A 23,974-nucleotide genomic window follows, 5' to 3' on the forward strand; every position below is an offset into this window, starting at 1 on the left:
TTGCACCTGTGCCCGGGCGATCGTTGTTGGCAGCCTGCTGTAACGATTGCCATTACAGCGACCGCATACTTTCATTACCGGCACACCGTGGAGTTTCGTGCGCTTCTCAACAAGTACAGTTCCCTTCCCCTTACATCCTCTGCATGCTGTCGAGATAGCTCCCTTACCCTTACAATGATGGCAAACTTCTTCGACTTCCTCATTGCGGATCATCGGCTCTACACCTTTTACGCCTGGATGTTTTACAACATCACACCTTGAACGTAACACCCCTTCACCATTGCAATGTGGGCAAACTGATTTACTCGCCGCCGAACGGGAATAGTCCTCATATGCAAACTTCACCAGTACAGGAAGAATTTCAAGACGGGACTTCTCACTTAGTTTTTGTAATACCGGATTTTTCATTGCCATGGCGTAGTTAAACAGCCCCTCCAGTGCAGGTGTTGGATCCTGTATTCCCATCTTTGCCAGAAACAGATTAAACCCAAGTGGTGCCATTGACTGCACCATGCCCTGCGCAGCCATCACATCAGTTATTGTTAACGCCTCAGAGCTGGTTGCTGGCGTTTCATCATTTAGTTTCGGTGATTTTGGTGAGTAAAATTTTGGTAATGATTCAAGGTTCATACATGTTCTCCACTTACGCCAGCACACCAATTGCAAGCGCGCGATCGATAAAACGAAATATCAACTCCAGCTGCGAGCCGTATTTCTCTTCGAATGCCACGGTATCCGCATGTAACTCATCGTGATGCTTTCTGCACAAAGGCAACACCCAGAGGTCATGCGCTTTTGTCCCCATGCCGCCCTGACCGTGGCCTATCAGGTGGTGCGGATCATCTGCCTGCTTACCACAGCAGGCGCACGGCTGGGCCTTCACCCAGCGCGTGTATTTCTCATTTTCCCAGCGTCTCCGCTTCGGGCGTAGCATGAAGCTTTCCGGCGATTCCGGATCAATCCTGAGTGTCAGTACCTTCTTCGCCTTCTCCTGCACAATGCTGGTGGCCGGTAACGAGGGCACAATATCGCTTTCTCGCATGATCGATTTCGGTTCTTCAACCGGCAATCTCAGCGCCTTATGCGCAACACTTTCAGGAATAACATCTCCCAGATCATTTCTGACCATCCACCAGCACAGCTCCGGGAGGGTCAGTACATGCGACTCTGGAAAACCTAAATCCGTACGGATGACTGACATGATCCAGGATACCAGGTTTTTGCTGGCTATACCTGCAAGCTGTTCCGTGTATTGTCCAGCGAGGGTGTGGTCGCAGTGCCAGCACAACCGGATGCTTCCGGGCTTATGCCGCATGATCGTGAAATTCTTGTCGTGCCATGTTGAATGGGGCCACTGGCATTCGAACTTTTCATTTAGCCAGGTATCAAGCGAAGACAATCCGCCAGCGCGCTGAATAACGCGCTGATTTTCAAATATCCCACTCATTACCGGATCGTCTGCCAGTGGCTGAACCGCTGCCGGCACAGGACCAGTATCGTAAGAGGCCATGCTTTCAGGTTCTGGCTCGAGTAAAACCCGCCCGCGCATAAATAGCGGCATCAGTTCAGCGCCGGGACGGAAAAGCACAACCCCCATTCGATGAGCTATTTCAGGTGTCAGCAAAGCCCTCACGCTGCCTGCCCCTTAGCAATATGTTCCGCCCATAGACCGCCGATCCAGCGCACCCCTTTAGCAGTAAACCTCGCCTGGCTGAACGCGTGGTTTGAAGTGACAGAGGTCCCCGTCTTAACCTCAAATCGCCCCGCATCAATGTGCGCCGCCATCGGTGTAAGCGTACCACCCAGGCGATAAAGGATGCCGCGATCAATCAGAAACAGGCGGAACTCGTTTTCCTTTGCCTTAAGTAATTTTGCCACCTGCCGGAACGACATTGACCCACTGGCAGAGCAGTAGCGATCGACAAATTCCACCTTTGGCGCCGCTGCTGCCAGTTCAGTGGTTAGTTTCTGCTTTTGCTCCGCCAGATCAGCGGCAAGCCGCAGTGCTTCAGAGAATGACTGAGGGATCGCCTGCTGTTGCGCCTGCTCCAGTTCCTGCCATCGATCAACAAGCCGCGCAGTGAACTCTGGCGACAACTGAGCCACAACCACATAACTGTCCCGCTTTCCTATCAGGTAGACGGCTACCGACTGATTGAGGTGATTTTTAACTTCCCCCATCGGGGGGAGTTTAATAACACCGCGCTCTGCCAGCCGTTCAATTGAGCGCTTAACGTGATCATGACGTGATTCCACTAAATCAGCGATATCACTGCTGGACATGGTTAACGCCGCGGTTGCTAACTGATTCATAATTGCTCTCCACTTATCAGGCGGCTGCACCCGCCCCCGGTTCAAATTTGGTGATAGTGATTTCCACTTTCCCCTTCGGGATAATCGGCCCCCACTCCACCAGCATTCTTTTTACCTGGCTGTCGTCCTCCCAGATCCCCGCATGGGTAAGAGCGTCAAACAGCGCTTTGTTGTAGTTATCCAGATCCCGGATCCGGTTGTCCGGCGGGAACAGGATTATTTCGACAGCCGCCGGTGACGATGACGGCTTAGGGAGCATGCGCAGTTGTTCAATGATTGCCGCACATGCTGACGACTGGAACTGGCGACCTTTGGCACTAATCAGGTGACGCCCCGCCAGCGGCCCCTTATTCGGGGCGCGCCAGTACGTGTTCACACTTGGAGGAAACGGCAGCACCAGTTTCATACCCGGATCCCCTTGTTTTTGAGATAGGCGATTGCGCGGTCCTTCGCACCATCCTCACCATTCACAAGCGCATGCAGCAGGGAATCTGCATCAGCAACGTTCTCCGGATCGTTGATGGCTATTCCCCGCGAAACGCCACGCGTCAGGGTGATAGCTCCTTTCCTCTCCAGTGCGCGCAGATGATCCGCAGCGGCATTTGGGGAGCTGCATCCCAGCAGCCCTGAAAGTTCTGTATTGGTTGGAGGATAACCATGCTCGCGTTGAAAGCTGATCAGGGTATCCAGTACATGCTGCTGGCGAGCCGTTAAGTTCATCATGCTGCCTGTTCCTCCTTACTCACACATAGCTCAGGCAAATTGGCGCGCACCAGCGCTTCAGCGAACGGTGGCGGGACTGCATTGCCGCAGCGGACCACTTGTTTATCTTTGGCGTAGCGCTTGCCGCGATAATCCTGATCGATGATGTACCAGTCAGGGAAGCCCTGTGCGCGATAGAGCTCGTGCGGCTGAAGCATGCGCATACCGATATCGACGATGCGGTACGTTATCCCATCGATGTCGACCATCCCGGTGCATTCCTCGCCGCAGTATTCACGCAGAAACGCCAGCGCCTGCTGTGCGCGGTGTTCGTCGTAGTCTTCAACCGCCAGTGTGGTTTTGACTTCCCCGACATGCAGACCACCGGCCGTAACTGTCGGCATTGGTTCACTCGTGGGCTGACCATCGCGACAGGTGCCGCGCAGTTTTACCAGGTGAGAAGCCACAACAGCATGATGATCGACCGTCGTCACCGAGTGGACTGGTTCATCCAGCCCGACGCCCGGCCCCGTATAGTTGCCGCCGTAGTGCTTCGCCAGAAATGCGCTGGCCACGGCGAACTTGTTACCACCAGCGGTTACTGTCCCCAGCGGCTTTTCAAGCTGCAACACGCGCGGGTCCTGCCCCGGTCTTTCGCCATAACCCATCTGGATCAACGTTGGCGTCACCAGCTGTGAATGACCGCCGCCGCCCGCCGTAATCGTCGCACTCGGCTCGTCTGCCCGGTGACCGATGCTGGCCCCAAACTGGCGAGCGATAACCGGCGCAACCAGACAGGCACGAGACTGTTTCAGGATGGTGTGAGCGGGTTTATCCAGCGGGCGCGGCTTTGCCTGGTACTCACTGCCACCGTTACCAGCCAGGAACGGTGTAAGCGCGGCCTCAACGATGCCGAGAGCATGACCATTCCCGCCCGGGCGCCGTGACGCGCCGGCGGTGATTGTCGGGACTGGTTGTGTGACATCCTGCCCTGTCGCGCCTGTTCTGAATTTCGTCAGGTGCGGTACCGCGATTGCGTAGCCGGGGGCTTTGGTGATTGTCTGCAGCGGTTCTTCCAGCGACTGGCCCCGGAAGCAGTCGTAATGCGTTTTGGTGCTGGTATGGTTGCACTTCACGATAAACGGCGACGCGCTGTCGATAACGAAACGCTGAATACCGCGCGCGATGCGCTTGAGCGTATTCACTGCCAGGGGCTTTTTGCGGTCGAAGATCGACGGCGCAGGAATAGTCCAGTCGATGCACTCCGCAGCGGTGCGCCACGGTGCCAGCTTGCCTGCCTGAACCGCCGGTGACTTCGGATCCCCGTGTGTTGGCTCCGGCCACACTATCGGTTTCCCGTCACAGCGCATAACCATGAAGAAGCGTTTTCTGATCGTCGGCGCACCGTAATCACAGGCGCGCAGTTCGCGATACTCAACGACATAACCCAGACCTTTTACCAATCTGGCGGCGTCCTCGCTGTCGAGAGGAATACCCAGGAATTCACAGCACTCCACCAGCGCCGGATGATCGGGAGAAATCCCCGTCGTCAGCATAGCGACGAAAGCCTGGAAGGTTTCGCCAACACGTTCAGGATCCGGGCGCATTTCACCAGCAAGAAGCGGTCCCCACGTTTTAAACTCTTCGACGTTCTCCAGCTTCATCACACGGGGTTTAACATCGAGTGCCCAGCGCAGAACAACCCAGGCCAGACCACGAATCGCTTTTTCTACTGGCTTCGCACCTTTGGCTTTCGAAAAATGGCGACAATCAGGACTAAACCATGCCAGGGCAACCGGTAAGCCACCCGTCGCCGCGCGCGGATCCACTTCAAATACGGATTCGCAGTAGTGAAGTGTGTCCGGGTGGTTCGTCTTGTGCATTGCGATCGCGTTCTCGTCATGGTTGATCGCGATATCAACACTACGACCAATCGCCATTTCAATACCGGTTGACGCGCCACCGCCACCAGCAAAGTTATCAACGATAATCTCACGCATGAGTCACCCCCTGCATGCTGCTGGCAAGACCAGAGGCAACAGCAATAATTTCGCTGGTGGGCATACGTTCAAGCCATAGCTGATTGATATTGCCTTTCAGCTTGTTCTGCTGTGACTCAGTCAGGGCGTCAACGCCATCCACCTGGTTAAACACCAGACCAACCTCGAGAGGCCAGATACGCGATTCGACTTCTGGCAATGTCAGCGGCATAGTTGGCTGTACTGCTTCTGCCTGCCGGGCCTTGCCAGCGGCAAATGTGGCCAGCGACAGAAACGCCTTCCCTTTTTCCTCCAGATCGGTACGGCTGATGTAACTGAAACGCTCGCCGCGCCATGACTTATCGAAGATTGCAATGGCACCAGCAAAGAAAGCACCAGTGGGTTTCTGCTTATCGTCAGCAGGAACAAACCACACAGGGAGATCGAAACCAATGCGACCACGAATAAACATAATGTGATCGGCATCTTCAGGCCACCATGTTTCACTTGTCGCCGCTTTAATGAGGAACACGTAACGCCCACCCTTTTCGCGCTGGGCTGCTGCGTAATTCATAATGTGTGTCATGCCAGTGATTGCCTGCTTCTCGTGGTACTGAGAACGGCTATACGGTGGGTTGCCATAACCTGCGCCGCCAAGTTCTGCCAGACGTTCAGACCAGTCCTGCGTCAGCGCATTATCTTCGGCGGTGTACCATACCGGGCATTTCGCGTTATCGTCGTCAGCAAACAGATCCAGAACCAACGGCCCAAATATTGCGTTGATCCCCCAAAACAACAGATCCGGAGTACGCCATTGATCGCCAACCTCTTTCAGTTCGTGGGCTGGTTTGCTGCGCAGTTCCGCCAGCGCCTGGCAATATTTGTTTGTCATTATCCCCTGAACCCCTTTGGAATTTTGGTATCAACTGGACCGAACTTCATTGGGTCATGTTTCTTTTCGCCCCAGCATTCACGTGGCGGACGCCCCTTCTTGTCCCAGCGGATCCCGCTTTGCAGATACCCCTCAAATTTTTTCGGGCCAAACAATGTTTCAGGGCGCATGTACTGGTACTGCTCATCGTTGCCGTTCCAGTGCTCGTGTTTCAGGTCGATAACCAGTTGCAGATCAGCGACGCTGTAACCTTCACGCAGACGAGCACGAATATTTTCCAGCGAGGTTTTTGATTTCTGATAACGGGAACCGCTGACCTGGTTCAAATGGGTTAAAACCAGAATGGCGTTATCGGTGATCGCAACTTCAGGGTCTGGTTGCAACGCAACCGGACAAGAAGGTTTTATGATCTGTTTGTGGTGATCTGAGTAATGATCTGTATAGAGAATAGGTTCCGCGACTTCGCGGTTATGGTTCCGCGATTCTGCGTTTTCGGTTCCGTGATTCTGCGGAATAGGTTCCGCGACTTCGCGTTTCCCGTTCCGCGATTCTGCGGAATCCAGTGTTGTAGGGAATAAAGCCTCGATTAATGCATCCCCGTCTATACGGTAGTGCGTCTTTTTCGTACCGTTTACCTGCTTTTGCGCTTTATCAACAATTCCAGGTAACCAGCGAGTGCAAATCTTGTTTACCAGCCGCTGTACCTGGTCTTCACTGACTCCACGAATTTCCGCAGCTAACTCACTGTGCTCTTTGTAGAACCAGCCATCCTTCAGGTCTGATTTCCCGGACCAGAAGACCAACTGGTTGAGAACTGCCCCCAAAGCATGCGCCTGCTGATCACCGGAAAAAAAATCAAGGTAAGGGACCGGGATTGTTATTGCGTTGCGCTGGCCCGACAGCGACTGAACGATTTCAAATATCTGGCTCATGATCGTCCTTTATCTCAGTAAACTTGCGCTGGAACTGCTCAAGCGGGCTGAAGCACTCATGCTCATAGCCTTTACGCAGGTAAATAACGCGGCGAGTTTCCGGTTCCCATCGGACAACGCGAACGGGGATTCCGTAGTGGTCTTTGAACCATCGGTTAAGTTCTCGCATAAGGATTCCCCTCTACGGCGCCATACCCCCACAATTGCCATCGCCCGACTGTGGTTACAGGGAACCCAGCGGCCTGATACCATGCGCTCATACCGAAACATGATGTAACCCCGAACAGGGAATGCACGTAGTTGCGGTATGCGGTTCTTTACCGTTAAACTGTTCATGCGTTAGTTTCTCCACTGATACGACACGCCACGGCGCCCGGAGCTGCACACTCGCGGGCGTCACTCTTTTTCGGCGCACAAAAGACGCGAAAAAGCAGCGTTAAGTGTTCCTGCCATTTAGCCATCACCTGATAGCTGTTCTCTTCGATCTGGGCTCGTTCCTTCTCATCAATCACACCGTCTGCTGTTGCCTTGCGAACGAACTGCGAGTGCTTACCAATCCACTCGACTGACTCCATCAGGCGCTGGTTGATATCGCCGTTCTCAATCTCTTCAACATCAGCCAAAGGCACAAAAACACCGTTAGAGTGACGTGCGATAGCATTCGCAATATGGTTTGAGCCACCAGCTCTCTGTAACACCATTGCCCAGCCAAGCGGGAAGATCTGATCACCATCAGCCCGAAGGCGGTTAAACAGTGCATTTTCGGTAACGCCCAACCACTCAGCAGCCTCGGCATAACCGCCAGGCAATTCGGTGATCGTCTTTTTGATTGCGCCCACCAGCCAGGATGGTTGCTTATCAACTTTCCATTCGGGTTCTTTTCCCACGGCTTGTTCCTCTCTTCTGTGGTTATAAAAAACGAAATATTTGTTACTGTTTTGGATAAATGTCAGGACGAAGATCGGATTTGCTGATAATTCCAGAAGTGGTTTCTTCCAGCTTTTTAGCTAAGGAAAAACCGGCTTTTTTGTAACCATTAAAAACTAAGCGCAGGTAGCCAGGTGTTGACCCAACGCTTCCGGCTAAATCACCTTGTTGCTCTTTGGTTAAAGAGTCCCAATACTCTTTCATGATATGTACCTCCTGTGTACATATTACACGAAAGAAATGAACCATCAAGGTACTTGTACCACTGGGGTACACATTGTTTAATTTACTGATGAAAACTATCCAGGAAATCAGGCGGTTAAACGCCAGAAAATTGAGAGATGGTGTTGGCGGTAATACTTACTTTGCTAACATGATCGATCGCGAGCCAACCCAGACCAGCAGGTTCATGGGAGAAGGTGCCACCAAAGGTATTGGTGACACTATGGCCAGACACATCGAAAAATGTTTCGATCTTCCTCAGGGGTGGTTAGATACAGAACATCAATCGACTAATGTTGCAAAAGAACCTGATGTTTCCGACACTAATAGAAACATTACTATGGTTCCCGTTATATCCTGGGTGCAGGCAGGAGCATGGACCGATTCTGGTTATGCTGAGGTAGATTTGAATAGTGTTGAAACCTATCCTTGTCCCGTGCCATGCGGCCCTATGACATATATCCTACGTGTAATTGGAGACTCAATGATCGACGAATATCGTCCTGGCGATATGATTTTTGTCGATCCTGAGGTCGCTGCAACGCATGGTGATGATGTCATAGCCCTAATGCATGATTCTGGTGAGACAACATTTAAAAGGCTTATAGAAGACAGTGGTGCAAAATTTCTCAAAGCATTGAACCCTAACTGGCCTGAGCCATACGTCAAGATTAATGGTAATTGCTCAATAATTGGTACTGTAGTTTTCTCAGGAAAGCCCAGAAGATACAGACATAAACCTTAATTTTTCACAGTAAACCTGCTTCGGCAGGTTTTTTTATGCTTGACAATGTACCTTAACGGTACATAATGTACCTACAAGCAACAGCGAACAGGCAGGACGCCCACGAAGTAGCCGCCGGTGGCGTATGAATGGCCGGATGATTCGCAGACAACAAAAAAGCGCCCATAGGACGCTTAGCTCTTTAACAAATAGTTATTCTGAATCTTTTAAAGGGGAAACCTTATTTACTGCGTAATTGCCAAAAGCAAATAGGAAGACGAACAGACACCCCGCGGTAATAAGGAATGCTTTAAATGTTTTCCAAAAATCATCAACTGTAGTCAAAGGGTTATCTAACATAGTCAAAGCATCGAATAGAAGAGCGCAAAAGGTGCCAATAACTATGTATAGAAGAATCAAGAAAAGACCAGCTACTTTTGGGCGAGGTGTAGGATCTGCAAAAGAAATAAGCACTCTATTGGTTCTTTTGAAGGACAGTCCCCATATTACAAAACATACGAATGCCCAGCCAAACAATGCAATCATTGTATCGAGGCTAAGATTGCTCCACGTTAATTTACCTAACAAAGCAGCATAAAGGATAACTCCAAACACTGAACAAATAGTGCTGATCATAAGTCCACGAATACCTTCATAGTATTGGTCATTTCCCTCAAAGGGTACTTCTAGTTTTTCCTTAGCCACTATGCCCTTCCTTAATCGACGTTTTAAATAACCCAGAAAATTCAAAAATATAATCGGAGAAAAAAGCGAAAGCTTTAACTATATTTTTGAATTTTCGCGCTGTGCAGAGCGCATATAACACGGAGAAACTAACCATGACAAACACGCAGAACGTCACTGAGTTACAACCACGCATGACCAGAGAGCAACTGATAGATGCAGCTCGTACCGCTGCTAAATATCTGCCAGTAGCGTCTGCTCAACTGATAAATGAACTGGCTACACGTCTCGCTACTACCTGCGATGCACTATGTGAATCAATGGAACAGCGTAATGCACTGGCTATTGAAAACACTGTACTTCGTGAAGACGTAACGAGTTGGGCTAAAGAATGCGACCGCATTGTTGAACGTCACACCAAAACACGCTGCAACCTGCATCTGCTGGAAGCACAGAGAGAGCTGCGCGACCTGACACCAGTTACCGATGCGGTGATAAATATTGCGGAAGAACATAAGTCTATATCCTCACAACATCGAGGCGTGCAGGCATGAAAGCTATCAAAACGCACACTGGGATCGTCATAACCCGCGATGGGAAAAAGCGGCTGAAACTGCATTCCACTGAAAATTCCTGGGTTGTCGGGCGTTGTGAGTCCTACGACAAAAAGACTGGTTACCGCTGGGGCGCCCCTAACATGCGCCGCCGGTTGCTCCTGGACAGTATCAAGCCAATCAGCGCGGAGACCGTACAATGAGTAAGTTAAGCATGGAATATTACTTTGATTTTCCTGCGTCCCGAGGATTGCAGGGGAATACATTGGTATTGCTGATGAGCGTTCCCGGAAGAGTTTTAACTCGCGTTCTTTCTGCAGATAATTACGGACACACGCTTGAGCGTTCACAGCGCGAAATAAACAAGTCCCGCGTTAAGAAGTTTTACGATTATCTGGTGACGGCAACAGACAATAAAGAGCCTTTCATTATCCCGCCGTTGGTCGGTAACTGCGCTTCTCATGTTGAGTTTGAAGAATTCGGTAATACAAACGTTGGGGTTGTCCGGTTCCCTATGGACGCCGAGATTAAACTTTTTGATGGTCAGCATCGCGCCGCTGGTATATCTCAGTTCTGCAAAGAATACGATATAAATCTGCATGTTCCTTTAATGATGACTCTGCAACTTCCGCTTAAGACACGTCAGCAATTTTTCTCTGATATCAATAACAACGTTTCCAAACCATCAGCCGCTATCAACATGGCCTATAACGGCAGGGATCAGATTGCCCAGACGATGGTGTCCTTCCTCTCCACTCACGCAGTGTTCTCGGAGATCACCGACTTTGAACACAGCGTGGTTCCGGCAAAAAGCGACTTCTGGATAAGTTTTAAGGCTGTTGGGGATGCAACAGCAAAATTCGCGGGTAACGGGGACGAAGCGCTTTCTACTGGTGATGTGTATGACCTTTGGGAAGCCTGGCTGAAACTGACAGCTATTGAAGGTATCCGACACGGTGTATCACCTGCTGAATACAAACGAGATTACATTCAGTTTCACGCGGTAATGATCAATGCGTTCGGTTTCGCGATCCAGGAACTGCTGAGGCGTCGCCCTGCACACATCATAGTGCAGATGATTGAAGAGCTGGTGACAAAAGCCACAATGACCGAACTGGAAGAGTTCTTCCTTATATCTTCATGGGGAGGTGTTTGCGCTGATACCAGCAAGGAGAGAGCAACTGTTATTGCCAGCGTCCCTGCACAAAAAGCCGCAGCGCAGAGACTGGTTGCAGCTATAACGACGGGGACATTCAATACGGAGGTCGGCCAATGAGCAACATCGACAAACAGGCGCTGCGTGAGCGCTATTCACCGCAACCAGTACCTAAATGCCACATTTGTGGCGCTGAAATGACAGTTCAGCGAATGTCTGCCACCCGCATTACTTACGGCTGTACAGGGGCGACCTACGACGATAAAGGGTGCCACTACGCCGCAGAGCGAAGCATTGCTGATGACCATTACGAACAGTCCATAGTCACCATCGTCGATGTCAGCGACCCAGATGTGCTGGCGCTGCTGGATGATCTGGAAGCCGCAGAGCATACGGCAGCAGTTGACCATGAAGCGGCATGTTCTTTGGTTGAGGAAAACGAGGACGTAAAACGCAAGTTGGCAGCATCAGAGAAGCGCATAGCTGAACTGGGGGCGATGCGTGAAGTGTTTTTGCGTGCAAAGGCTCTGATGTATCAATCTGGCGGTGCGCCCATCGAAAACTCGCTTAATCCGATTGATGCATGGCTCTATGACGCAGAACGCGCCGCCGCTGGCATCGGTAAGGGGGAGTGAGCATGGCTAAATCACAAATGCAGTTAACGAACCGCGCATGGCGTACCGAAACAAAAGCTTTGGGTTGGCATCGAGGATGGAAAACAGGACGTAAGGGATGGAAAGCATTCTGCCGTGAGAATGCCGCAATCACAGTTGAAGAACACTTGAAAACTGACCCGCCGTTTACGGACCAGGCTGACGCTAACTGGCATGTTGCCGAAGAACTCACCTACTGGACGCCATAGGACTAACCCATGACCACTATTATCAATAACAAACTAACAGACGAAACGCTAAGCGCCTGGAAGGCAGAGGCGAAAATTTCAATGAGCGAAACAGCGAAAGATGCGCCGGAATATTCGCACCATGCCGCGATTTTCGAACTGGTCACAGAGCTACAGGAACACCGTAAAGTTACCGCCCCGCCAGCGCCGGAGGATTACTTCTCATCGCTCGTTTCAGCAGCGCGATTGCGTGCTGATAAAGCAATGCGCAAATACCCGCAACCGAACTATGTACTGAATAAGGTAGCTGAGGAAAGTGGCGAGGTTATCAAAGAGGTTATCCACTACACGGAAGGGCGTGGGGACTGGAACAAGGTTGAATACGAGCTGATCGATAACCTGGCCATGTTAATTCGCCTGGTGACCGAGGGCGATCAGGTTATCGGGTTTACTCCTCCTGATGTCTGCCGCGGCGCCAAAGGTAGCCAACCTGTAAGTAATCGTGATGAGTTGAGCTCCCCAGTAATTCCGGATGGCTATGCGCTGGTACCAAAAGAACCGACTGAAGCGATGCTTCTCCTGCTTGGGCTAACGGGTTCATTTACAGCAATGGATGCCGCTTATCAGAAGATGCTCGCTGCATCACCATTGCATTCAGCCACCAGCACTGATATTTGATGTTACAGCCCGGGTGCAGCCGGGCTAAGTGGAGAACGACTCATGAGCGATCGCTTCCTGACTGATGATGAACTTGCTGAAGCTACTGGATCACCACAGAAGGCTCGGCAAAAAGAAGTATTAACCCAGAATGGTATTTATTTCATTGAACGCCGGGACGGTGCAGTAAAAACAACCTGGTATCATATAAATCACCCATTCAGGTTAAATCCACCAGCAGGGTCCCTGCCCACTCCGGGCATGAACTTTAACGCAATAGAGTGAAATTATGGGTCGCAAACGCGCACCCGGTAACGAGTGGATGCCAAAGGGCGTTTTCTTTCGCCCTTCTGGTTACTACTGGAAACCAGGTGGAACAACAGAAAAACTGGCACCTGCCGGCGCCTCAAAATCAGAGGTATGGATCGCTTTCGAGAAGGTGGTTGAAGGCAGGAAAAATATTCTTACCTTCTCCCAATTGTGGAAGAAGTTCCTCAACAGCACGGATTATGCAGATCTGGCCCCGCGAACACAGAAAGACTATCTGGCACATGAAAAATATCTGCTGGCCGTTTTCGGTGAGGCTGAGGCTAAAGTCATTAAGCCAGAGCATGTCAGACGATACATGGATGCCAGAGGAAAGAAAAGCCGTGTCCAGGCCAACCATGAACATAGCTCGATGTCTCGCGTTTATCGCTGGGGTTATCAACGTGGCTTCGTTCCTGGTAATCCATGTGTTGGTGTGGACAAGTTCCCTAAACCACAGCGTGATCGCTACATCACAGATGAGGAATACCTGGCGATTTATGAACACGCCAGTGAGCCGGTTAAAGCCGCAATGGAAATAGCTTATTTATGTGCAGCGAGGGTATCCGATGTCCTGAAAATGGACTGGCCGCAGATAATGGATAAAGGAATTTTTATTCAGCAGGGCAAGACGGGAGTTAAGCAGATCAAGGCGTGGACTGATCGCCTGCGTGCGGCAGTTGATATTTGTAGATCGTGGGGGGAAACGGGGTCAGTTATTAAAACCATGTATGGAGAGCGTTACTCTTACAAAGGGTTTAATGAGGCATGGCGAAAAGCAAGAACAGCGGCAGCCAACCATCTTGGAAGACCTCTGGATTGCACATTCCATGATCTAAAGGCTAAAGGCATTTCTGACTACGAAGGTACGGGACGAGATAAACAGAAATTCAGTGGGCACAAAACAGAATCTCAGGTTCTCGTTTACGACAGAAAGGTAAAAATAAGCCCAACCCTGAACAGAAAAATGTGATTTACACCGTAGCGTCAGATATTACTCTGGCGCTATTTTTTCTCACTGGATTTTCTCATTTTTTCTCAACGGGATGTGTGTCACTGACAACAGGAAGGGTAAGTGCTTGAATAGTGGCGGAGAGAGGGGGATTTGAACCCCCGGTAGAGTTGCCCCTACTCCGGTTTTCGAGACCGGTCCGTTCAGCCGCTCCGGCATCTCTCCGTTTTGATGGTTGCCATCATGCCAGGTAATTTGGCATTTTAACAGACCCTGTCCCTTCAATTTTGTTCAAGTGACGAGTTTGCGAGCAAATCGATGATTAAGTGGCCCTGGAAAGCACAAGACACCGCACAAAATGAGTCTGCTCAGTGGGAGGAAGCCCTTGCAATCCCCCTGCTTGTGACCCTGACCGCGCAAGAACAAGCCAGACTCATTGCGCTGGCAGAGCGATTCCTGCAACAAAAAAGGCTGGTCGCCCTTCAGGGTTTCGAACTCGACTCGCTGAAAAGCGCGCGCATCGCCCTGCTTTTCTGTCTGCCGGTTCTGGAACTGGGTATCGAATGGCTGGATGGCTTCCATGAGGTGCTGATCTACCCTGCGCCCTTTGTCGTCGATGACGAATGGGAAGATGATATTGGTCTGGTCCACAACCAGCGCGTTGTTCAGTCCGGACAAAGCTGGCAGCAAGGACCAATCATCCTGAACTGGCTGGATATTCAGGACTCCTTCGACGCCTCCGGATTTAACCTAATTATTCATGAAGTTGCCCATAAGCTGGACATGCGCAATGGCGATCGCGCCAGCGGCATCCCGCTGATTCCTCTGCGGGAAGTCGCCAGTTGGGAGCATGACCTGCACGCCGCAATGAACAATATTCAGGATGAAATTGATCTGGTGGGTGAAACGGCATCGAGCATTGATGCCTATGCGGCGAGCGATCCGGCGGAATGTTTTGCGGTCCTGTCAGAATATTTCTTCAGCGCCCCGGAACTCTTTGCGCCACGGTTCCCCGCGCTGTGGCAACGTTTCTGCCAGTTCTATCAGCAGGACCCTCTGCAACGCCTTCGTGATAACGAAGACGATGACCCATTTGACCCTGCGCAGGTTCACTGATCCTCCATTTTGGGGATTAATTAACCACTTGAAAAAGCGTGCTAATTTTACTGTTGACACGCCGTAGCGAGGTCAGTATTATGCGCCTCGTTCACACGATTCCTCTGTAGTTCAGTCGGTAGAACGGCGGACTGTTAATCCGTATGTCACTGGTTCGAGTCCAGTCAGAGGAGCCAAATTTAAAAAGCCCGCTTTTTAGCGGGCTTTTTGCTTTATATCTGATAATCAATCGCCACGTCATCAGGCTCCATCACCTGCCGCTTGATATCCTCCACGGACAATCCCGCATTACACAGTTCGATAAATCGCCAGACGTAGTTGCGCTGGAGTTGCCCGCGCTTCAGTCCCAGCCAGACAGTATTGGCGTCAAACAGATGCCGGGTATCCAGCCGCGTCAGCGCCCCCTCTTCCTGTTCACCGCTGGACTGTTCCGCCACCAGACCAATCCCCAGTCCTAACGCGACATAGGTTTTAATCACATCGGAATCCTGCGCGCTGAGAACAATATCCGGCAGCAGACCTTTACGGGCAAAAGCTTCATCAATGCGGGAACGCCCGGTGATCCCTTGCCGATAAGTGATCAGCGGCCAGTGGGCGATCGACTCCAGCGTGAGCGGCGAAACCAGGGTCAATGGATGATTATTCGGCACTAACAGGCTGTGATGCCAGCGGAACCAGGGGAAAGCAACCAAAAGAGGATCGTTGCTCAGCCGTTCGCTGGCAATACCAATATCCGCGCCGCCATTTTGTAATAACGTCTCTATTTCCTGCGGCGTTCCCTGAATTAATTCCAGACGAACTTCCGGGAATAATTCGCGGAAGGCTTTGATCACCCCCGGCAGACTGTATCGCGCTTGCGTATGTGTCGTGGCGATAGTTAACACGCCCGAGGTGTCATTAGTGAACAAATCCGCCAGTCGGCGTACGTTACTGGCTTCATTTAAAATGCGCTCGGCGATAACCAATAACGCCTTACCTGGCTCGGTCATGCCAAGCAAACGCTTGCCCCTACGGATAAATATATCGATCCCAAGCTCATCTTCTAACTCGCGAATATGCCGACTCACCCCTGACTGAGAGGTAAAGAGCATATTGGCGACCTCCGTCAGGTTGTAATCCTGACGGGCTGCCTCACGGATAATTTTTAGCTGCTGGAAATTCACTTGTTGCTCCGGATACATCAGACATGCCGCTATTGTTAAAGTCAGATGTCCGGCATAACAAATAATAAAAACCTGCATCTTATTCCGTCATGGAATAACGTTTAGCTGACCAACTGCAACTCGCGGTTATCCAGTGCCGGACTGCTCACCAGCGACATCAGGATCTCTTTCACCGCCTGTGCCTGCGGTGACAAACTCCCTCTTGCTGACATATTCAGCGACAGCGAAAGATTCATCGACGGCGAAGTAATGCGTGCCATCCAGCCATTTGCCGCACCACACAGAGAACGCGCGGCGGATTCCGGTAGCACCGTCACGCCCATGCCGCTGGCAATCGCTGCGGTCAGCGTGGCTATCGACTCAATCTCGCCGATGACTTTCGCCGTTAAACGCCGCAGTGAGAAGGCTTCATCAACCCGCAACCGGACTGCGCTGTAGTCACGAGGGAGAAAAAGATTCATCTGTGCAACAGCGGTAAGGTCTACGCTCTGCCCCGGGCAATCGCGGGTACCAACAAGGAAGAGGTCTTCTTTGAGCAGAGGTTGGCTGGTAATGCCTGCCTGTGGAGAACGCTCGTAGAGCACCGCCATATCCAGGTGACCACTCAACAATTTATCGTTCAGTACGGCCCCACTGTTTTCATGCAGATACACCAGTACCTCGGGCAGTTCTGCGCGCACCGCCTGTAGCAGCGGCATGGTGACTGACGACGCGGCAGTGCCCGGCGCAAGACCGATCGACACCTGTCCCGTTAAGGTTTGCCCAACATTACAGACAGCTAACTGCGCCTGTTCACACTGACGAAGGATCGTCCGCGCATGGGTGTAGAGGATTTTTCCCGCTTCAGTCGGCGTCACCCCTCGTTTAGTGCGAATGAGCAATTGCTGATTGAGCTCGCCTTCCAGAGTGGCAACCTGCTGACTCAGCGCGGGCTGTGCGATATGCAATACTTCAGCGGCCTGTGTCAGGCTACCAATATCGACAATTTTCACGAAATATTTCAATCGTCTGAAGTTCATTTTGCCTCCTGTCCGGAATGCCAGAACCCATGCTGGCAGTGATGTCAGGAGAGAATTGCAAGATGCTTGCCAGTTTCGGATAAGAGGAGGAATTGGTGTTAAATCGCCGTAAAATAAGCATTTATGATTGTTATCGGTAATATCGATTCCCGTCAGCGGTTTCCGATCTGCCCCATCCGGGGTAGACACGCACCAGAATGGGGCAAAGCCCACCGGAGACCGAAAGTTCACCGCTTTGCTGGTTTTGTCAGCAAACAGACGCACAATCGCATTTCCCCCTTTGACAACCCCAATCGTCGTCGCTAATATGCGCCTCGTTCACACGATTCCTCTGTAGTTCAGTCGGTAGAACGGCGGACTGTTAATCCGTATGTCACTGGTTCGAGTCCAGTCAGAGGAGCCAAATTTTGAAGAGTCCGCTTTTTAGCGGGCTTTTTGCTTTTTCGGACGCCATATCCGCTTCATTTTCCTGTTCTGCCCTTTGTGGATTAAAAATCGTTTTCTCTTCCTGTCTGTCGCGGTAGTCTCATAACAACCACTTATAGGTTGGCCGCAATGTGTGTGACTCTTATTCCCATACTAATAATAAAATCAGTACAGACAGGATTACTATGGATTCCACCCTCATCTCCACCCCCTCCGTAAAGGAAACCCCATCGCTTAATCGCGCCAGACGTGCCGCGCTGGGCAGCTTTGCCGGTGCCGTCGTCGACTGGTACGATTTTCTGCTTTATGGCATTACCGCCGCACTGGTCTTTAACCGTGAGTTTTTCCCGCAGGTCAGCCCGGCAATGGGTACGCTTGCCGCATTTGCCACCTTTGGTGTCGGTTTCCTGTTCCGTCCGCTGGGCGGCGTGATCTTCGGCCACTTCGGCGATCGCTTAGGCCGTAAGCGGATGCTGATGCTCACCGTCTGGATGATGGGTATTGCCACAGCATTGATTGGCATTCTTCCTTCATTCGCCGCTATTGGTTGGTGGGCGCCGGTACTGTTAGTACTGCTGCGCGCGATTCAGGGATTTGCGGTCGGCGGTGAATGGGGCGGTGCCGCATTACTCTCCGTAGAAAGCGCGCCGGAAAACAAAAAAGCGTTCTACAGCAGCGGCGTACAGGTGGGCTACGGCGTCGGCCTGCTGCTTTCCACAGGCCTTGTGTCATTGATCAGTTATCTGACGACCGACGAGCAGTTCCTGAGCTGGGGCTGGCGTATTCCGTTCCTGTTCAGCATCGTCCTGGTGCTTGGTGCGTTATGGGTGCGAAACGGGATGGAAGAGTCAGCAGAATTTGAACAGCAGAAACAGCAGGGGCCTGAAGAGAAAAAGCGCCTGCCGGTGATGGAAGCGCTCGTACGCCATCCGGGTGCCTTTTTAAAGATTATTGCGCTCCGTCTGTGCGAACTGCTGACTATGTACATCGTTACCGCATTCGCCCTGAATTACTCGACGCAAAACCTCGGCCTGCCGCGTGAGCTCTTTCTGAATATCGGCCTGTTGGTCGGAGGGTTAAGCTGCCTGACCATCCCCTGCTTTGCCTGGCTGGCAGACCGCTTTGGCCGTCGGCGCGTCTATATTACCGGTGCGTTGATTGGCACACTAAGCGCATTTCCGTTCTTTATGGCTCTCGAATCACAGTCGATTTTCTGGATTGTGTTCTTCTCGATCATGCTTGCTAACATTGCTCATGACATGGTGGTCTGTGTGCAGCAACCGATGTTCACCGGCATGTTCGGTGCAGGATATCGCTACAGTGGGGCTGGCGTGGGTTATCAGGTTGCCAGCGTGGTGGGCGGCGGATTCACCCCCTTCATCGCCGCGGCGCTGGTTACCTTCTCCGGTGGCGACTGGCACAGCGTGGCTATCTACCTGCTGGCAGGCTGCCTGATTTCAGCCGCCACCGCATTGCTGATGAAAGATAAGCAACACGCCTGAGTTCTCTGCGAGGGCCATTCGGCTCTCGCCTCTTCTCTAAAACTCTGACTTTTGTTTCACATTCCGGTGACATACTATCGGGTGAGCAGTACACCTGTAGAACAAGGAGACACAGATGAAGAGTAAGGGCTCCAGCCTGACGCCTGCACAAGCGCTGGAAAAACTTGATGCACTCTACGAGCAGTCGGTTCAGGCGCTACGCAGTGCCATTGGCAAGTACATTGAAACGGGGGAACTTCCCGATCTCACCGCCCGGAGTAAAGGTCTTTTTGTTTATCCATCGCTTTCTGTTACCTGGGATGGCAATGCCACCAATCCCCCGAAAACCCGTGCTTATGGGCGTTTTACTCATGCAGGTTGCTATACCACGACCATCACCCGTCCGGGACTGTTTCGCCCCTATCTGGAAGAACAGCTCACGCTGTTGTATCAGGATTACGACGCGCAGATCACCGTCGAGCCATCACAGCATGAGATCCCCTATCCGTACGTAATTGACGGTTCTGAGCTCACACTTGACCGCTCAATGAGCGCTGGGCTAACCCGCCATTTCCCAACCACCGAACTGGCGCAAATTGGTGATGAAACCGCAGATGGCATCTATCATCCCGTCGAGTATTCTCCCCTGTCGCACTTTGACGCACGACGGGTCGATTTCTCACTCGCCCGGTTGCGTCACTATACCGGCACGCCGGTGGAACATTTTCAGCCGTTCGTATTGTTCACCAACTACACCCGCTATGTGGATGAGTTTGTGCGCTGGGGATGCAGTCAAATTCTCGATCCGGACAGCCCATATATTGCGCTTTCCTGCGCCGGAGGCATCTGGATCACCGCTGAAACGGAAGCGCCCGAAGAAGCCATTTCCGATCTGGCCTGGAAGAAACACCAGATGCCCGCCTGGCATCTGATCACTGCCGACGGTCAGGGGATCACGCTGGTAAATATTGGCGTAGGCCCGTCTAACGCCAAAACAATTTGCGATCATCTGGCGGTTCTGCGCCCGGATGTCTGGTTGATGATTGGTCACTGTGGCGGCCTGCGTGAAAGCCAGGCGATTGGCGATTATGTGCTTGCCCATGCCTATCTGCGTGACGATCAGGTGCTGGATGCGGTACTGCCGCCGGATATCCCCATTCCAAGCATTGCAGAGGTACAGCGCGCCCTGTATGACGCGACGAAGATGGTCAGCGGCATGCCTGGTGAAGAGGTCAAACAGCGCCTGCGTACCGGAACGGTGGTGACCACCTCCGATCGCAACTGGGAATTGCGCTACTCCGCCTCTGCGCTACGTTTTAACCTGAGTCGCGCCGTGGCAATTGATATGGAAAGCGCCACCATCGCCGCACAAGGTTACCGTTTCCGAGTGCCCTATGGCACCTTGTTGTGCGTTTCGGATAAACCGCTGCACGGTGAGATCAAACTGCCCGGTCAGGCAAACCGTTTCTACGAGGGGGCCATTTCCGAACACCTGCAGATTGGTATTCGCGCCATTGACCTGCTGCGTGCTGAAGGCGACCGTCTGCACTCCCGCAAACTACGCACCTTCAACGAGCCACCATTCCGTTAAGAAGAACCAGAGGAAGAAAGCAAAAAGCCCGCTAAAAAGCGGGCTTCTTAAATTTGGCTCCTCTGACTGGACTCGAACCAGTGACATACGGATTAACAGTCCGCCGTTCTACCGACTGAACTACAGAGGAATCGTTGTGGAGGCTTATCTTAGCGGCGAAAAATCTTTTGTCAAACCCCATTTCAGACATGCACGGTTAATTGGCGCTTCTCTCAACAATTTGTTGCAATTGCGGAGATTTAATCGGCAAAAAACTTTGCAGCTTTTCCGTTTCTCCCTCATCATTTGAAATGAGGTTTCAACTTTCTTCTCTAAGGTCCATTTTGAACGTCTCCGCTGCCCTACGTCAGGCCGTCACCCGCACGCCCTGGTATGCCAAACGCAAGAGCTATAAGGTACTTTTCTGGCGCGAAATTACCCCACTTGCTGTGCCTATTTTTCTGGAGAATACCTGCGTTTTGCTGATGGGCGTACTCAGTACGTTTCTGGTCAGTTGGTTGGGTAAAGAAGCGATGGCGGGCGTCGGTCTCGCTGACAGCTTCAACATGGTAATTATGGCTTTTTTTGCCGCTATCGATCTGGGGACGACGGTGGTGGTGGCCTTTAGCCTCGGTAAACGTGACCGCCGACGCGCCCGTGCTGCGGCCCGACAATCTCTGGTGATTATGACGCTGTTTGCCGTGATCCTGGCGGCGGTGATTCATTACTTTGGCGCGCAGATTATCAATGTGGTGGCAGGCGAAGCGACAGCGGAAGTGAAGGCGCTGGCGCTGACTTACCTGGAATTAACGGTTCTTAGTTATCCTGCCGCCGCGATTGCTTTGATTGGTAGCGGCGCGTTGCGCGGCGCGGGCAATACGAAAATTCCGCTGCTGATAAATGGTGGGATGAATATCCTTAATATAATTATCAGTAGCATCCTGATTTACGGAGTATTTTCCTGGCAAGGGCTCGGCTTTGTCGGCGCAGGACTGGGCCTGACTATTTCGCGCTATATCGGCGCGGTTGCCATTATCTGGGTGCTGATGATTGGCTTTAACCCGGCGCTGCGCATTCCGCTGAAAAGTTATTTTAAACCGCTGAACTTCGCCATTATCTGGGAAGTGATGGGGATTGGTATCCCGGCCAGCATTGAATCGGTACTGTTCAACGGCGGCAAGTTATTAACGCAGATGTTTGTCGCCGGGATGGGCACCAGCGTCATTGCCGGTAATTTCATCGCATTCTCCATTGCCGCGCTAATTAACCTGCCAGGAAACGCGCTGGGGTCGGCATCCACCATTATTACCGGAAGACGTCTTGGAAACGGACAGATTGCCCAGGCGGAGATTCAATTGCGCCACGTGTTCTGGCTTTCCACGATTGGCCTGACCGCGATTGCCTGGCTGAGCGCGCCGTTTGCCGGGCTGATGGCCTCGTTTTACACCCGCGATCAGGAGGTAAAAGACGTGGTTGTCATCCTGATTTGGCTCAACGCGGCGTTTATGCCGATCTGGGCTGCTTCCTGGGTTTTACCTTCAGGGTTTAAAGGCGCGCGCGATGCACGTTTCGCCATGTGGGTATCGATGCTGGGAATGTGGGGCTGTCGAGTGGTTGCTGGTTATACGCTGGGGATTGTACTTGGCTGGGGTGTTGTCGGGGTCTGGATGGGAATGTTCTTCGACTGGGCGGTACGTGCAGCGCTGTTTTACTGGCGTATGGTTAGCGGACGTTGGCTGTGGAAATACCCGCGCCCGGAACATCAAAAGCTGACAAAATCACCCGTTGCGTCTGAATAAACAACGAAATGAGGAATATTTCGACAAACGATCGCGACGGTGCATTCAGGCTTTGACAACGGCAGTGGGCGTCGCTAATATGCGCCCCGTTCACACGATTCCTCTGTAGTTCAGTCGGTAGAACGGCGGACTGTTAATCCGTATGTCACTGGTTCGAGTCCAGTCAGAGGAGCCAAATTTTGAAGAGCCCGCTTTTTAGCGGGCTTTTTGCTTTTCAGAACACCATTCCGGCGTCATTAAATGCGGGTTTGTCCGTGGCTGATGTTGACGGGCATCCCCGAACGGCGTTCGAGCGCTTCGCTGACACGGTTCGTATCCACACCCTCAGCGCTCATAAAGCTACGCATCACAGGTGTGATCGGCAGCGGGACTATTCTGTCAGATTCATATTCCGCGCGGTTGCGGGACAGTGGTTCATGCACTTCTATCCAGTGACTACCGTCAGGTTCCGTCGTGGTTTTCACCGGCTGATCGATAATCTGCACGCGGGTGCCGACGGGCACGTTCTGGAAAAGATGTTCGATATCATCATTGCGTAAACGAATGCAGCCCTGGCTCACGCGCAGACCAATGCCGAAATTTGCGTTGGTGCCATGAATAGCGTACAGCTTGCCGATATAGATGGCGTACAGCCCCATCGGGTTATCCGGCCCCGCAGGAACGAAGGCGGGCAGGCTTTCTCCCCTGCTTGCGTATTCACGGCGGGTATTCGCCGTCGGTGTCCAGCTCGGCGCCTCTTGCTTACGCTCGACTCTCGTCACCCAGTTACGCGGCGTTTCTCGTCCTGCCTGGCCAATACCAATCGGGAAAATCTCAACCGTGTTGCTGCCGTTTGGATAGTAGTAAAGACGCATCTCCGCCACGTTCACAACAATGCCCTGACGAACGGTAGCAGGCAGAATGATTTGCTGCGGCACAATCAGCGTTGAACCCGACTTCGGAAGGAACACATCCACATCCGGATTCGCTTCCAGCATATTACTCAGCCCCTGCCCATACTGAGCGGCAAATGCTTCAAGCGGTTGCGTATTCTTGTCGGGAACGGTAATCGTCAGCGGATTTCCAACCAGACGACTTCCTTCAGGTGGCAGTGGATAGCTGACAGCCAGCGCGCTCTGGCTTGCAAGCAGCATAAATAATGAACAAAACAATTTTACACGAGGCAACATTTCCCTTTCCTCAGTCGCGGCAGATGTGGGCAAATTATAGCGTTTTTAAAGGCGATTAACCTCTTCTCTCACGCTGACCAGCAAACTGCGCGGTTTACCGGCCAGGCAAGGTCACTTTATTACGCTTCTTTGCCATCCGGCAGCACGATATTGCTGGCGGCCAGTTCTCCCATGTTGCTGTACATCGCGCAGGCCGCTTCCACAATCGGCATCGCCAGTGCAGCACCGCTCCCCTCACCCAGGCGCATTCCCATGTTGAGATAAGGTTCGAGCTCCAGGTGCTCCAGCGCAATCCGTGCGCCCTTTTCGGCGGAGAAATGTGATGGGATCAGATACGGTTTGATCTCCGGCGCAATCTGACAGGCGGCCAGCGCAGCGGAATAGGACAGG

At 52.0% G+C, this 23,974-nt stretch carries 30 protein-coding genes and 5 tRNA genes; 17 read left to right on the forward strand and 18 right to left on the reverse strand.

Annotated elements, in window-relative coordinates:
* The 11 genes from AB7E14_RS04590 to AB7E14_RS04640 all read right to left on the reverse strand — a co-directional run.
* Positions 1 to 630: antitermination protein (locus tag AB7E14_RS04590; protein ID WP_428169352.1), on the reverse strand; the 630-nt coding region annotated here is incomplete at its 3' end.
* Between the two features lie 13 nt (positions 631 to 643).
* Positions 644 to 1,633 (reverse strand): DUF968 domain-containing protein, encoded by a 990-nt coding sequence (locus AB7E14_RS04595; protein ID WP_192479558.1) that lies wholly within the window; start codon positions 1,631 to 1,633, stop codon positions 644 to 646.
* Positions 1,630 to 2,313 carry a phage antirepressor KilAC domain-containing protein gene (locus AB7E14_RS04600; protein WP_428169353.1) on the reverse strand — a complete coding sequence of 228 codons (684 nt, stop codon included), beginning with the start codon at positions 2,311 to 2,313 and terminating at the stop codon, positions 1,630 to 1,632. Before AB7E14_RS04600 ends, AB7E14_RS04595 begins: the two co-directional genes overlap by 4 nt.
* A 16-nt stretch (positions 2,314 to 2,329) precedes the next feature.
* Complete coding sequence (locus AB7E14_RS04605; RefSeq protein WP_046401832.1) at positions 2,330 to 2,719, reverse strand: RusA family crossover junction endodeoxyribonuclease; 390 nt, start codon at positions 2,717 to 2,719, stop codon at positions 2,330 to 2,332.
* Positions 2,716 to 3,036: a LexA family protein gene (locus AB7E14_RS04610; protein ID WP_313900287.1), complete on the reverse strand. Its 321-nt coding sequence runs from the start codon at positions 3,034 to 3,036 to the stop codon at positions 2,716 to 2,718. Before AB7E14_RS04610 ends, AB7E14_RS04605 begins: the two co-directional genes overlap by 4 nt.
* A complete protein-coding gene (locus AB7E14_RS04615) occupies positions 3,033 to 5,015 on the reverse strand; it encodes a DNA cytosine methyltransferase (RefSeq protein ID WP_428169354.1) in 1,983 nt (660 codons plus the stop codon). Before AB7E14_RS04615 ends, AB7E14_RS04610 begins: the two co-directional genes overlap by 4 nt.
* The gene (locus AB7E14_RS04620) at positions 5,008 to 5,886 is read right to left on the reverse strand and encodes a phage N-6-adenine-methyltransferase (protein ID WP_428169355.1); all 879 of its coding nucleotides are present in this window, start codon (positions 5,884 to 5,886) and stop codon (positions 5,008 to 5,010) included. The genes AB7E14_RS04615 and AB7E14_RS04620 overlap by 8 nt, the downstream gene beginning before the upstream one ends.
* Complete coding sequence (locus tag AB7E14_RS04625) at positions 5,886 to 6,818, reverse strand: conserved phage C-terminal domain-containing protein (RefSeq protein ID WP_428169356.1); 933 nt, start codon at positions 6,816 to 6,818, stop codon at positions 5,886 to 5,888. The genes AB7E14_RS04620 and AB7E14_RS04625 overlap by 1 nt, the downstream gene beginning before the upstream one ends.
* On the reverse strand, positions 6,802 to 6,987 hold the full coding sequence (locus tag AB7E14_RS04630; RefSeq protein WP_428169357.1) for a DUF4222 domain-containing protein: 186 nt from the start codon (positions 6,985 to 6,987) through the stop codon (positions 6,802 to 6,804). The genes AB7E14_RS04625 and AB7E14_RS04630 overlap by 17 nt, the downstream gene beginning before the upstream one ends.
* Before the next feature lie 163 nt (positions 6,988 to 7,150).
* On the reverse strand, positions 7,151 to 7,705 hold the full coding sequence (locus tag AB7E14_RS04635) for a YmfL family putative regulatory protein (protein WP_428169358.1): 555 nt from the start codon (positions 7,703 to 7,705) through the stop codon (positions 7,151 to 7,153).
* A 43-nt stretch (positions 7,706 to 7,748) separates the two neighbouring features.
* Positions 7,749 to 7,949: a YdaS family helix-turn-helix protein gene (locus AB7E14_RS04640; RefSeq protein ID WP_044268867.1), complete on the reverse strand. Its 201-nt coding sequence runs from the start codon at positions 7,947 to 7,949 to the stop codon at positions 7,749 to 7,751.
* An 88-nt stretch (positions 7,950 to 8,037) separates the two neighbouring features.
* On the opposite strand from AB7E14_RS04640, the gene AB7E14_RS04645 reads away from it, so the two are divergent.
* Positions 8,038 to 8,712 carry a LexA family protein gene (locus AB7E14_RS04645; protein ID WP_428169367.1) on the forward strand — a complete coding sequence of 225 codons (675 nt, stop codon included), beginning with the start codon at positions 8,038 to 8,040 and terminating at the stop codon, positions 8,710 to 8,712.
* Positions 8,713 to 8,904: 192 nt separating this feature from the next.
* On the opposite strand, the gene AB7E14_RS04650 is transcribed toward AB7E14_RS04645, so the two are convergent.
* Positions 8,905 to 9,396 (reverse strand): hypothetical protein, encoded by a 492-nt coding sequence (locus AB7E14_RS04650; protein ID WP_428169359.1) that lies wholly within the window; start codon positions 9,394 to 9,396, stop codon positions 8,905 to 8,907.
* 134 nt (positions 9,397 to 9,530) lie between these two features.
* On the opposite strand from AB7E14_RS04650, the gene AB7E14_RS04655 reads away from it, so the two are divergent.
* Genes AB7E14_RS04655 through AB7E14_RS04690 form a run of 8 tightly spaced genes read left to right on the forward strand, consistent with a single transcriptional unit; the run spans position 9,531 to position 13,862 of the window.
* Complete coding sequence (locus tag AB7E14_RS04655) at positions 9,531 to 9,929, forward strand: hypothetical protein (RefSeq protein ID WP_428169360.1); 399 nt, start codon at positions 9,531 to 9,533, stop codon at positions 9,927 to 9,929.
* The gene (locus AB7E14_RS04660) at positions 9,926 to 10,132 is read left to right on the forward strand and encodes a hypothetical protein (protein WP_229745497.1); all 207 of its coding nucleotides are present in this window, start codon (positions 9,926 to 9,928) and stop codon (positions 10,130 to 10,132) included. The genes AB7E14_RS04655 and AB7E14_RS04660 overlap by 4 nt, the downstream gene beginning before the upstream one ends.
* A complete protein-coding gene (locus AB7E14_RS04665) occupies positions 10,129 to 11,205 on the forward strand; it encodes a DGQHR domain-containing protein (protein ID WP_428169361.1) in 1,077 nt (358 codons plus the stop codon). Before AB7E14_RS04660 ends, AB7E14_RS04665 begins: the two co-directional genes overlap by 4 nt.
* Positions 11,202 to 11,720, forward strand: a complete 519-nt coding sequence (locus AB7E14_RS04670; protein WP_428169362.1) for an ead/Ea22-like family protein — start codon at positions 11,202 to 11,204, stop codon at positions 11,718 to 11,720. The genes AB7E14_RS04665 and AB7E14_RS04670 overlap by 4 nt, the downstream gene beginning before the upstream one ends.
* Positions 11,721 to 11,722: 2 nt before the next feature.
* Positions 11,723 to 11,947 (forward strand): hypothetical protein, encoded by a 225-nt coding sequence (locus AB7E14_RS04675; protein ID WP_428169363.1) that lies wholly within the window; start codon positions 11,723 to 11,725, stop codon positions 11,945 to 11,947.
* Between the two features lie 9 nt (positions 11,948 to 11,956).
* Positions 11,957 to 12,604: a hypothetical protein gene (locus AB7E14_RS04680; RefSeq protein WP_428169364.1), complete on the forward strand. Its 648-nt coding sequence runs from the start codon at positions 11,957 to 11,959 to the stop codon at positions 12,602 to 12,604.
* Positions 12,605 to 12,646: 42 nt separating this feature from the next.
* Positions 12,647 to 12,868 (forward strand): DUF4224 domain-containing protein, encoded by a 222-nt coding sequence (locus AB7E14_RS04685; RefSeq protein ID WP_086512914.1) that lies wholly within the window; start codon positions 12,647 to 12,649, stop codon positions 12,866 to 12,868.
* A 4-nt stretch (positions 12,869 to 12,872) separates the two neighbouring features.
* Positions 12,873 to 13,862, forward strand: coding sequence for a tyrosine-type recombinase/integrase (locus AB7E14_RS04690; protein ID WP_428169365.1), 990 nt, complete (start codon positions 12,873 to 12,875; stop codon positions 13,860 to 13,862).
* 114 nt (positions 13,863 to 13,976) lie between these two features.
* On the opposite strand, the gene AB7E14_RS04695 is transcribed toward AB7E14_RS04690, so the two are convergent.
* Positions 13,977 to 14,066 (reverse strand) — tRNA-Ser (locus AB7E14_RS04695).
* A 93-nt stretch (positions 14,067 to 14,159) separates the two neighbouring features.
* Here AB7E14_RS04695 and mtfA point away from each other — a divergent pair.
* Both mtfA and AB7E14_RS04705 read left to right on the forward strand, forming a co-directional pair.
* Positions 14,160 to 14,957: a DgsA anti-repressor MtfA gene (gene mtfA, locus AB7E14_RS04700; RefSeq protein ID WP_043000268.1), complete on the forward strand. Its 798-nt coding sequence runs from the start codon at positions 14,160 to 14,162 to the stop codon at positions 14,955 to 14,957.
* Between the two features lie 100 nt (positions 14,958 to 15,057).
* Positions 15,058 to 15,133, forward strand: a tRNA-Asn gene (locus AB7E14_RS04705).
* A gap of 36 nt (positions 15,134 to 15,169) precedes the next feature.
* Here AB7E14_RS04705 and cbl read toward each other — a convergent pair.
* Positions 15,170 to 16,120 (reverse strand): HTH-type transcriptional regulator Cbl, encoded by a 951-nt coding sequence (gene cbl / locus AB7E14_RS04710; protein ID WP_316961844.1) that lies wholly within the window; start codon positions 16,118 to 16,120, stop codon positions 15,170 to 15,172.
* 101 nt (positions 16,121 to 16,221) lie between these two features.
* Positions 16,222 to 17,139: a nitrogen assimilation transcriptional regulator NAC gene (nac, locus tag AB7E14_RS04715; protein WP_044266804.1), complete on the reverse strand. Its 918-nt coding sequence runs from the start codon at positions 17,137 to 17,139 to the stop codon at positions 16,222 to 16,224.
* Positions 17,140 to 17,466: 327 nt separating this feature from the next.
* Between nac and AB7E14_RS04720 the strand changes: the two genes are divergently transcribed.
* The 3 genes from AB7E14_RS04720 to AB7E14_RS04730 all read left to right on the forward strand — a co-directional run bounded on the left by AB7E14_RS04720 (position 17,467) and on the right by AB7E14_RS04730 (position 20,637).
* Positions 17,467 to 17,542, forward strand: a tRNA-Asn gene (locus AB7E14_RS04720).
* 208 nt (positions 17,543 to 17,750) lie between these two features.
* A complete protein-coding gene (gene shiA, locus AB7E14_RS04725; protein ID WP_316961814.1) occupies positions 17,751 to 19,067 on the forward strand; it encodes a shikimate transporter in 1,317 nt (438 codons plus the stop codon).
* 115 nt (positions 19,068 to 19,182) lie between these two features.
* Entirely contained in the window at positions 19,183 to 20,637 is a 1,455-nt protein-coding gene (locus tag AB7E14_RS04730) for an AMP nucleosidase (RefSeq protein ID WP_043000265.1), read from the forward strand.
* Positions 20,638 to 20,691: 54 nt separating this feature from the next.
* Here the strand turns inward: AB7E14_RS04730 and AB7E14_RS04735 are convergent.
* Positions 20,692 to 20,767 (reverse strand) — tRNA-Asn (locus AB7E14_RS04735).
* Positions 20,768 to 20,773: 6 nt separating this feature from the next.
* Here AB7E14_RS04735 and AB7E14_RS04740 point away from each other — a divergent pair.
* The 3 genes from AB7E14_RS04740 to AB7E14_RS04750 all read left to right on the forward strand — a co-directional run bounded on the left by AB7E14_RS04740 (position 20,774) and on the right by AB7E14_RS04750 (position 22,590).
* Positions 20,774 to 20,926 (forward strand): DUF5951 family protein, encoded by a 153-nt coding sequence (locus AB7E14_RS04740; RefSeq protein WP_220132970.1) that lies wholly within the window; start codon positions 20,774 to 20,776, stop codon positions 20,924 to 20,926.
* 1 nt (position 20,927) lies between these two features.
* Positions 20,928 to 22,415, forward strand: coding sequence for an EmmdR/YeeO family multidrug/toxin efflux MATE transporter (locus AB7E14_RS04745; protein ID WP_044266802.1), 1,488 nt, complete (start codon positions 20,928 to 20,930; stop codon positions 22,413 to 22,415).
* A gap of 99 nt (positions 22,416 to 22,514) precedes the next feature.
* A tRNA-Asn gene (locus tag AB7E14_RS04750) sits at positions 22,515 to 22,590 on the forward strand.
* Between the two features lie 61 nt (positions 22,591 to 22,651).
* On the opposite strand, the gene ldtA is transcribed toward AB7E14_RS04750, so the two are convergent.
* Positions 22,652 to 23,584 (reverse strand): L,D-transpeptidase, encoded by a 933-nt coding sequence (gene ldtA / locus AB7E14_RS04755; protein WP_316961815.1) that lies wholly within the window; start codon positions 23,582 to 23,584, stop codon positions 22,652 to 22,654.
* Between the two features lie 119 nt (positions 23,585 to 23,703).
* Positions 23,704 to 23,974: nicotinate-nucleotide--dimethylbenzimidazole phosphoribosyltransferase (locus AB7E14_RS04760; RefSeq protein ID WP_428169366.1), on the reverse strand; the 271-nt coding region annotated here is incomplete at its 5' end.

It is taken from the genome of Citrobacter sp. (genome assembly GCF_050252275.1).
Lineage (GTDB): Bacteria > Pseudomonadota > Gammaproteobacteria > Enterobacterales > Enterobacteriaceae > Citrobacter_A > Citrobacter_A amalonaticus.

Coding starts and splice junctions, on each gene's coding strand:
- AB7E14_RS04600 (WP_428169353.1), bottom strand. CDS start 2,313: ATGAATCAGTTAGCAACCGCGGCGTTAACCATGTCCAGCAGTGATATC.
- AB7E14_RS04605 (WP_046401832.1), bottom strand. CDS start 2,719: ATGAAACTGGTGCTGCCGTTTCCTCCAAGTGTGAACACGTACTGGCGC.
- AB7E14_RS04610 (WP_313900287.1), bottom strand. CDS start 3,036: ATGATGAACTTAACGGCTCGCCAGCAGCATGTACTGGATACCCTGATC.
- AB7E14_RS04615 (WP_428169354.1), bottom strand. CDS start 5,015: ATGCGTGAGATTATCGTTGATAACTTTGCTGGTGGCGGTGGCGCGTCA.
- AB7E14_RS04620 (WP_428169355.1), bottom strand. CDS start 5,886: ATGACAAACAAATATTGCCAGGCGCTGGCGGAACTGCGCAGCAAACCA.
- AB7E14_RS04625 (WP_428169356.1), bottom strand. CDS start 6,818: ATGAGCCAGATATTTGAAATCGTTCAGTCGCTGTCGGGCCAGCGCAAC.
- AB7E14_RS04630 (WP_428169357.1), bottom strand. CDS start 6,987: ATGCGAGAACTTAACCGATGGTTCAAAGACCACTACGGAATCCCCGTT.
- AB7E14_RS04640 (WP_044268867.1), bottom strand. CDS start 7,949: ATGAAAGAGTATTGGGACTCTTTAACCAAAGAGCAACAAGGTGATTTA.
- AB7E14_RS04645 (WP_428169367.1), top strand. CDS start 8,038: ATGAAAACTATCCAGGAAATCAGGCGGTTAAACGCCAGAAAATTGAGA.
- AB7E14_RS04655 (WP_428169360.1), top strand. CDS start 9,531: ATGACAAACACGCAGAACGTCACTGAGTTACAACCACGCATGACCAGA.
- AB7E14_RS04660 (WP_229745497.1), top strand. CDS start 9,926: ATGAAAGCTATCAAAACGCACACTGGGATCGTCATAACCCGCGATGGG.
- AB7E14_RS04665 (WP_428169361.1), top strand. CDS start 10,129: ATGAGTAAGTTAAGCATGGAATATTACTTTGATTTTCCTGCGTCCCGA.
- AB7E14_RS04670 (WP_428169362.1), top strand. CDS start 11,202: ATGAGCAACATCGACAAACAGGCGCTGCGTGAGCGCTATTCACCGCAA.
- AB7E14_RS04675 (WP_428169363.1), top strand. CDS start 11,723: ATGGCTAAATCACAAATGCAGTTAACGAACCGCGCATGGCGTACCGAA.
- AB7E14_RS04680 (WP_428169364.1), top strand. CDS start 11,957: ATGACCACTATTATCAATAACAAACTAACAGACGAAACGCTAAGCGCC.
- AB7E14_RS04685 (WP_086512914.1), top strand. CDS start 12,647: ATGAGCGATCGCTTCCTGACTGATGATGAACTTGCTGAAGCTACTGGA.
- AB7E14_RS04690 (WP_428169365.1), top strand. CDS start 12,873: ATGGGTCGCAAACGCGCACCCGGTAACGAGTGGATGCCAAAGGGCGTT.
- mtfA (WP_043000268.1), top strand. CDS start 14,160: ATGATTAAGTGGCCCTGGAAAGCACAAGACACCGCACAAAATGAGTCT.
- nac (WP_044266804.1), bottom strand. CDS start 17,139: ATGAACTTCAGACGATTGAAATATTTCGTGAAAATTGTCGATATTGGT.
- shiA (WP_316961814.1), top strand. CDS start 17,751: ATGGATTCCACCCTCATCTCCACCCCCTCCGTAAAGGAAACCCCATCG.
- AB7E14_RS04730 (WP_043000265.1), top strand. CDS start 19,183: ATGAAGAGTAAGGGCTCCAGCCTGACGCCTGCACAAGCGCTGGAAAAA.
- AB7E14_RS04745 (WP_044266802.1), top strand. CDS start 20,928: ATGAGGTTTCAACTTTCTTCTCTAAGGTCCATTTTGAACGTCTCCGCT.
- ldtA (WP_316961815.1), bottom strand. CDS start 23,584: ATGTTGCCTCGTGTAAAATTGTTTTGTTCATTATTTATGCTGCTTGCA.